The organism is Mycobacterium sp. (assembly GCF_008709575.1).
GTDB lineage: Bacteria > Actinomycetota > Actinomycetes > Mycobacteriales > Mycobacteriaceae > Mycobacterium.
Genome location: NZ_VYIK01000390.1, coordinates 1 through 667 on the forward strand (window position 1 = coordinate 1; position 667 = coordinate 667).

Annotated in this window: 1 protein-coding gene and 1 pseudogene; both read right to left on the reverse strand. The window is 70.0% G+C overall.

What is annotated here, in order from left to right; all coding sequences use genetic code 11:
* A partial coding sequence (locus F6Q13_RS19145; RefSeq protein ID WP_293059884.1) for an acyl-CoA dehydrogenase family protein occupies positions 1 to 510 on the reverse strand: 510 nt, incomplete at its 3' end.
* A pseudogene (locus F6Q13_RS19150) lies at positions 507 to 667 on the reverse strand (phosphotransferase family protein); the annotation flags it as partial. The gene F6Q13_RS19145 and the pseudogene F6Q13_RS19150, both read right to left, overlap by 4 nt.

The following is a 667-nucleotide window of genomic DNA, read 5'->3' on the forward strand; positions in this document are numbered from 1 at the left end:
GTCGGCGGCCCCGGACGTCCACCACTTGCGGCCGTTGATGACGTAGTCGGTGCCGTCGAGGTGGGCCGTGGTGGCCAGCTGTTCGGGATCCGAGCCCGCGCCGCCGGGTTCGGTCATCGCGAACACCGACCGTTGCCGGCCGTCGATCACCGGCAGCAGGAACTGCTCGACCTGCGCATCGTCGGCGATCTTGCTCAGCAAGAACATGTTTCCCTCGTCGGGGGCCGCGCAGTTGAGCGCCACCGGACCCAGCGTCGACCAGCCGGCCGCCTCGTAGAGCACCGCCTGCTCGCGATGCGACGGCTCCCGGCCGCCGAAACGCTCGGGCGCCTGAAACGTCAGCAGCCCCGCCGCGCGGGCCAGCTCCACCAGCTCGGCGCGCAGCTCGTCGGTGGGGCCGTGGCGGGTCAGCCGGGGGTCGGTTTCGTACGGCACGACCTGTTCGGCGACGAACGCCCGGATCTCGTCGCGCAGCGCCGCCAGATCGGCGGGAATGTCGAAGTCGATCACGTGTCCATCAGGGTCAGTGCCTGCTCGAACAGCCGCAGGGTGGCTGCGTGCAGTTGGTCGCCGACTTCTCTCGGCGCCTTGCCGGCGCACGCCCTGGCCAGCGTGCCCTCGATCACGATGCCGAGTTTGAAGCAGGCCAGCACCGTGTACCAGGTGA